Source organism: Bacillus cereus group sp. BfR-BA-01310 (assembly GCF_022664325.1).
In the GTDB taxonomy this organism is placed as follows: Bacteria; Bacillota; Bacilli; order Bacillales; family Bacillaceae_G; genus Bacillus_A; species Bacillus_A paramycoides.
Map to the genome: position 1 here is coordinate 1 of NZ_JAKUHD010000056.1, position 7,572 is coordinate 7,572.

Consider the following 7,572-nt stretch of genomic DNA (forward strand, 5'->3'; position numbering starts at 1 on the left):
TGAAGCGATAAGGCTTCTAACCGCAAGGACTGCGGAGATAGCCTAATAAATTAGAGTTCGATAGAACTCTTTACTTAGGAATCCCCCACTTTCACTTCTAAACGAAGTGAAAGTGGGGGTAGTTCAATCATGACTTTAAGCTTATTTCCTACAGATAAGATGATTTGGTTATTTGCAACTGCTTATGTAGGTTTTATAATATCTAGCAGTCTTGGGCGCCCATCCATGCAAGCTATCATTATAGACTCAACTACACCAGAAAATCGAAAGGCTGTTTATACAATTGACTATTGGCTTATGAATCTTTCTATGGCAATTGGTGCAGCATTAGGTGGTTTTTTATACATTAATCACCAAAAAGAGTTGTTTATATTACTGACTTTTGTTTCTGCTACATTGCCGATTGCTTATAAAATTTGGCTAGTTGCAGAAGTTAAAGAGTGCTTAGAAAAAAGACATGGAAATATAGTACTTGATCTAATTCAAAACTATAAAGTTGCTATTCAAGATAGAGCATTTTTAAGAGTTGTAATAGGGTCTACCTGCATATTTGCGGCAGAGTTTTCTTTAAACAGTTATGTTGGTATACGACTTTCAGAAACATTCAATCCAATAAGCATTGGGAACTTTGAAATAGTAGGAGTGAGGATGCTAAGTATTCTTAACATAGAAAATATGCTTTTAGTAGTATGTTTAACGTTTATTGTAAATAAATTTACAGATTGTCTAAATGGAAAAAAAGCGTTACTTTTAGGTCTTGTGCTCTATGGTGTAGGCTATATGACAGTAACATCTGCAAACACTTGGTACGTACTGATTATTTTTAGTTTCATTGCCACTGTTGGTGAACTTGTCTACTCCCCAATCAGAAATGCAGAACAAGCTAATATGATTCCGGCTGATAAAAGAGGGTCGTATTCAGCTCTTGCAGGTCTAGCATATATTGGCGCGGATCTAACTGCAAGAATGACTATTATAATTGGTGCATTTTTGGTTCCTACGATGATGTCCGTTTACATTGGTATCATTGCAATAATGGGGACATTCTTCTTATACACTGGACTGTTTGTTAGAACCAATATTCAATCTCAGGAAAGATTGAATAAAATGTCATCATAATATAATATTTTAAATGAAAAAATGCGCTATTCTTCCTATAGAGTTGTAGGAAAGGATGGCGTTTTTGATATCTATTTCTGTATCTAACGGGTTCCAACTATTTGCTCAAGAGTTTTATCTCCAAATACCTTACGGGGTCTTGCTAGAGATGTTGGTTTTGTAAAACGAACCAGTAAGTACCAAGCAAAAGATTTAGTAGCTTTATGTGTATGGGTGAGCCAAAATGTAGCTATGACTTCTTTAACTCAGTTATCTAGCTGTTTAGAAGCATCAACAGAAGTACTCATCAGTCCTGAGGGACTGAATCAACGGTTTAATAAAGCGCCGTCCTACTTTTACAACACCTACTTAGCCGAACTACTAAGCAAAAAATTGGCCACATCTATGCCGTTTTTTTCTCCATACCCTTCTGTTTTCAAGCGTATTCGTATTTTAGATTCTACTGCATTTTAACTCCCTAATTATTTTCAAGATGGAAGAATCAAGAAAGGTACAGAGTATATCCAGATAGATATGGATATATCCCTATTTCTATAATTAGATATTTCCCTATACCTCCACTTTTGTTATTAGAAATGGAGGTATAGGATGCGTTTGAAAAATTACTGATTCTATTGTTTGTACAGCATATCACTACTATAACTTTCTTTGTAATATGGATATATCCCTATTTCTATAATTAGATATTTCCCTATACTTCCACTTTTGTTATTAGAAATGGAGGTATAGGATGCGTTTGAAAAATTACTGATTCTATTGTATATACAGCATATCACTACTATAACTTTCTTTGTAATATGGATATATCCCTATTTCTATAATTAGATATTTCCCTATATCTCCACTTTTGTTATTAGAAATGGAGGTATAGGATGCGTTTTTGAAAAATTACTGATTCTATTGTTTGTACCTATATAACTACTATAATCTTCTTTGCAATATGGATATATCCCTATTTCTATAATTAGATATTTCCCTATATCTCCACTTTTATTATTAGAAATGGGGATATAGGATGCGTTTTTGAAAAATTACTGATTCTATTGTTTGTACCTATATAACTACTATAATCTTCTTTGCAATATGGATATATCCCTATTTCTATAATTAGATATTTCCCTATGTTGTATAGAGATAATAACGCTCTTTAACTTTATCTTCAGAAAGGCAATAACCTCCCATCAAACAATATGATAGGAGGTTATTAAAGTTATTTAAAATGTGTTTTAATGGTTTCAATTTTTGCAAAAAAAAATGTTGTTTAATTTGAGAAACGAGTATTTCAAACATACATTACTGTAGCTTTGAAATAAAGTTTGATTAAAAACACCCCACAAACCCCTATTTTACAGTAAAAAAGAATCCAGTTTAAAAAAAGATTGATCAAAATGGATTCCACTTTTGAGATTGAATATTTATCCTCCTCTTACGTCTCAAACATAATACCTTCACTACAGTGATTGTTTAGTAAATTTTAATCTTATTCAAAATCAAATTCTCATTTCTTCTTACACAAATAAATTTTACCATAAAGATCTATTGTTCTTGTTCAACTATCCTATGTTGTTATAATAATAATACATATTGAACTATATTTTCAATATCTGTATAACTAATCTAATATGTATAAGAAAAGAGGATATATGCTCATATGTTGAATATAATATCCTCTTATTAGTTAGTCTATTTAATTTATAAATTATCAAACTTTGTTTTAAAGTCATACTTACTTGTTAATCTACTTTTGTTTTCTCTTCTCTAGGGTCTAAGTATATTTTATCCTTGTATATGATGACTTTAAACGTGTCACCCCTCTTTACCCTATCGAACACTTCTTGTTCAACTAGAACTGCATTATACTTATGGTCTGCTGAAATGTATAACTCGTTTGTTGGGTATAAGGAAGATTGATTTGTTTGTAGCTTAATTTCTACCTTACCTTCTACTTGTTTTCCGTTTTGAACTCGGTAATACTCCGAATACCCCTCGACTGCTTTCCAACCTAAACAGAAGATGATGATACCTATGTAAGTTAGAAGGATACGTTTTCTTTTCCTCTTCTTCTTTTCCTTTGTCTTCGGCTTAGTTTCGATAATCTCAGTTGTTCGAACCATACCTAAGAGTTCTTTTATTTCTTCAATTTCTTCTTTTAAGTTCTCTAACCCTTCCTCGTCTTCTACCATTTCATATAGGTTTTCTGATAAAAAACGCATGTTAGGATAATTTACTAGATAGTCTTCTAAGTCTTCTTCCTCTATATCGAATTTATAATGTACATTTCCGTCTTCATCAACGATTCGAATGTGAACATTTTCTTCTTTCTCCGTCATCTGATCTACCCTCTTAGGATAACCGTTTTCTTGACTATACAAATTCTAGAATATTATTATTTCTATCATACAGGATAAAAAGTATAAATTCTTAATTAATACCATTTTTTAAACATCTATTTTATTTTTAAAATGACTTTATTATTTTATAACAACTTTATTATTCGTGAACATATGTCTCCACTTTTGTTATTAGAAATGGAGGTATAGGGAACGCTTTTGAAAAATTACTGATCCTATTATGTGTACCTATGTAACTACTATAATCTTCTTTGTAATATAGATATATCCCTATTTCTATAATTAGATATTTCCCTGTTTCTCCACTTTTGTTATTAGAAATGGAGGTATAGGGAACGCTTTTGAAAAATTACTGATTCTATTGTGTGTACCTATGTAACTACTACAATCTTCTTTGTAATATAGATATATCTCTACTCTTGTTATCAGAAATGGAGGTATAGGGAGCGCTTTTGAAGAATTACTGATTCTATTTTATGTATAACATATCACTACTATAATCTTCTTTGCAATATAGATATATCCCTATTTCCATAATTAGATATTTCTCTATATCTCTACTCTTGTTACCAGAAATCGAGGTATAGGGAGCGCTTTTGAAAAATTACTGATTCTATTTTATGTATAGCATATCACTACTATAATCTTCTTTACAATATAGATATATCCCTATTTCTATAATTAGATATTTCCGTACATCCGCTATCAAAAAAATTGAAATAGGTCATGGTCATCAAGTTACGCCTATGCAACGTCAATTATAGGAAAGGTTGTTTCTTTTTTAAAAAGCCCCAAAACAAAAAAATTGTACAGCTCACCTAACAATATCCATTCTCTCGTTTTGGGATATTTGCTTTTCTTAGCTTGATGGGCATGGGATATGGGGATATAAGGACTTTTTCAAAAAATGAATGGAGTGGTATAAATGATAGATTCTATTGCATGTACCACATATCACTGCTATAATCTATTATATAACATAGGGAAATATCCCTATTTCTAAAAGTAGATACTTCCCTATTTCTATAATTCTTTTACTAAAATATAGAAGTAGGGATATAGAGGACTTTTTCAAATAATAAATGGAGTGGTATAAATGGCTATTACAATTACTGTTGGGAACTACAAAGGTGGCGTTGGTAAAACCACTAATGCTGTATTAAACTCTTATGAATTCGCAAAAAAGGGGAAACGAACTTTACTCGTTGACCTTGATCCACAGAGTAATGCAACAAAATCTCTAATGTTAACAAAATCTATCCTTAATCCTGACGAACAGGTAACTTTAAATAAAACATTAATGAAAGGAATTCAAGAGGGGAATTTAGATGGATTAGAAGTTGAAATAATGGAAAATTTATATTTAATTCCCTCTTATGTTGATTTTCAAGATTTCGCAAAATTTCTATATAAATCATGTTCTTCGGAAGAAGAAGAAGATTTCTACTTTAAGGGATTACTTGAGAAAATAAAACATAAATACGATTACATATTTATCGATGTTCCGCCTATGTCAATTGAAGTCACAAAAAATGCAGTTGTAGCTTCTGATTATGTTCTTATAACTCTACAAACACAAGAACGTTCTCTTACAGGTGCGGAAAACTACATTAACCAACTAGTAAAATTAAAAGAGCAATATAATCTTGATATTGAAGTTGTAGGTATTCTTCCAGTGCTATTAAAAAATAATGGTAAAGTGGATGAATACATTATGGAAAACGCTCGTGAAATTTTTGGTGAAGAAAATCTATTTAAACATATCGTTCCACAGATGGAACGTATTAAAAGGTTTGATGTTAACGGTATTACTGAAAATGATAGACATGATTTAAATGTAATAGAACTATATGAAAAAATTAGTGATGAATTATTATCTCGTATCAATGTTTTTGAAAGTATGAAGGTTGGTGTATAACATGGCAAGAACTCCTGGATTATTAGGCAGAAAAAAGAGCAATTTTAACCCAATAGATCCTTATATTCCAAACGAGGATCCAGTTGTAACAAAAAGTGAAGAGAATACTCCTACTTTTCCACCTATAAATGAAGAAAAACAAGTGACTCAGCAAGAGAAAAAGAAGGAGCAAACACCAGAGAAAAAGACATTTAAAAACCAACAAGGTAGTATTAAAATTTCTAGTCAATCTAAGGAAGAGCTTGGAGCACTAATGAAACTTACTAATAAGAAATATGCTCATGAAATAATAGATTTACTTATACATCATTATGTAGAAAATCAATTAACTCCCGAACAGAAAAGGAAATTTAAATTATTAACAGAGATTTAGAAACATAGAAATATCCCTACATAGAAATAGGGATATTTCTATGTTTTTGTAGTTGAAAATATCATCACCAGAACTTCTTCCACGACTTTCTCGTCCCTCTCATCACCGCAATTCCCTTATGATATTCCCTCATCAATCGCTTTGTCTCTTAAGCTAACTATTTAATATCTTCTTTGTACTTGGCTCCAATATCACTAAACCACTGATCAGTATTAAGACGCCATTACTTTTGAGCTAGTAGCGCCATTCTTTTTATTTCTTCAAATGTAGCTTTGAAATAATGTTTGGTCAAATTGATACTAATAACCTTGATAAATGAGCAAAAAGAAAGAGCGTGTTTTGAAAAAAGATTGATCAAAACACACTCTTAATTTATTTAATTGAATCATTCTTTTATAAAAAAGTCTAATCACTTCAGTGATCCTTATTCCATTAAAGCGCCCGATTATTGAATGATTTCTATTGGATATTCCTAAAATCAGAAACCACTTATTCAATTTAATCACTTTTTACTTTACGTGAAATTCGCTCAATTACTCGGGATAAACCGAGTGTATTTTTGTAAATAATAAGATTGTTAAACAATAATTTGAGGAGGGCTTGTATGCAACATCATAAAAAAGCTATAGAGAAATTGGGTTCTATTATGAAACCAGATTTTACTGAAACTGATGCACTAAAAGTAAAACAAGAAATTCAAAAAGATGTAAGAGAAGGACAAGGTGCAATGACTTCCCGAGAGGCGGGGGCAATGCGAGATTAAGAATCTCCCACTTCAAACAGTCCGTAAGGAAGTTTAGTGGTGAGTAGTTCAAAGTAGTTAATCTCTTTTGACATCAATGCTTTAGATATTATCCATTAATTCTATAATATGCACCACATATCATCGCTGTGCTCTTTTTTAATGATATAGAAATATCCCTATTTCTATAGGTGGATATTTCTATATCTCATTGCTTTTGTTACAGAAATGAAGGTATAGGAAAGAGCTTTGGATAAGTTACTGGAATAATATAAATTCCTGATTCTATTGTATATACCACATATCATCGCTGTGCTCTTTTTTAATGATATAGAAATATCCCTATTTCCATAAGTAGATATTTCTATATCTCATTGCTTTTGTTACAGAAATGAAGGTATAGAAGGGGACCTTTGAAAAGTTACTGGAATAATATAAATTCCTGATTCTATTGTATATACCACATATCATCGCTGTGCTCTTTTTTAATGATATAGAAATATCCCTATTTCCATAAGTAGATATTTCTATATCTCATTGCTTTTGTTACAGAAATGAAGGTATAGAAGGGGACCTTTGAAAAGTTACTGGAATAATATAAATTACTAATTCTATTGTATATACCATATATCACTCTATAATCTCTTTTTTAAATACAGGAATATCCCTATTTCTATAAGTAGATATTTCTATATCTCATTACCTTTGTTACAGAAATGAAGGCATAGGAGAGCGTTTTTGAAAAGTTACTGGAATAACATAAATTACTGAATCCATTGCATATACCACATAACACTACTATAATCTCCTTCGCAATATAGAAATATCCCTATTTCCATAAGTAGATATTTCTATATCTCATTGCTTTTGTTACGGAAATGAAGGTATAGGAGAGAGCTTGGGATAAGTTACTGGAATAATATAAATTCCTGATTCTATTGTATATACCACATATCATCGCTGTGCTCTTTTTTAATGATATAGAAATATCCCTATTTCTATAAGTAGGTATTTCTATATCCCGTTGCTTTTGTTACGGAAATGAAAGTATAGGAGAGAGCTTGGGATA

The 7,572-nt window shown here is 31.1% G+C and carries 5 protein-coding genes and 1 pseudogene; 5 read left to right on the top strand and 1 reads right to left on the bottom strand.

Translation table 11 applies throughout. The annotated features are described in order from the left end of the window. Nucleotides 1-129 precede the first annotated feature (129 nt). Together MR109_RS29200 and MR109_RS29205 are read left to right on the top strand one after the other, a co-directional pair. Nucleotides 130-1,119, top strand: a complete 990-nt coding sequence (locus MR109_RS29200) for an MFS transporter (protein ID WP_242274803.1) — start codon at nt 130-132, stop codon at nt 1,117-1,119. A gap of 67 nt (nt 1,120-1,186) precedes the next feature. Then, nucleotides 1,187-1,569 (top strand): annotated as a pseudogene (locus tag MR109_RS29205) (IS4 family transposase); the annotation flags it as partial. A gap of 1,283 nt (nt 1,570-2,852) precedes the next feature. Here the strand turns inward: MR109_RS29205 and MR109_RS29210 are convergent. Then, nucleotides 2,853-3,449: a hypothetical protein gene (locus MR109_RS29210; protein WP_242274804.1), complete on the bottom strand. Its 597-nt coding sequence runs from the start codon at nt 3,447-3,449 to the stop codon at nt 2,853-2,855. Between the two features lie 1,117 nt (nt 3,450-4,566). On the opposite strand from MR109_RS29210, the gene MR109_RS29215 reads away from it, so the two are divergent. The 3 genes from MR109_RS29215 to MR109_RS29225 all read left to right on the top strand — a co-directional run bounded on the left by MR109_RS29215 (nt 4,567) and on the right by MR109_RS29225 (nt 6,524). Then, on the top strand, nt 4,567-5,388 hold the full coding sequence (locus tag MR109_RS29215) for a ParA family protein (RefSeq protein WP_242274805.1): 822 nt from the start codon (nt 4,567-4,569) through the stop codon (nt 5,386-5,388). Between the two features lies 1 nt (nt 5,389). Then, nucleotides 5,390-5,761, top strand: coding sequence for a hypothetical protein (locus tag MR109_RS29220; protein ID WP_242274806.1), 372 nt, complete (start codon nt 5,390-5,392; stop codon nt 5,759-5,761). A 604-nt stretch (nt 5,762-6,365) separates the two neighbouring features. After that, nucleotides 6,366-6,524: a hypothetical protein gene (locus MR109_RS29225; RefSeq protein ID WP_242274807.1), complete on the top strand. Its 159-nt coding sequence runs from the start codon at nt 6,366-6,368 to the stop codon at nt 6,522-6,524. Nucleotides 6,525-7,572: the final 1,048 nt, after the last annotated feature.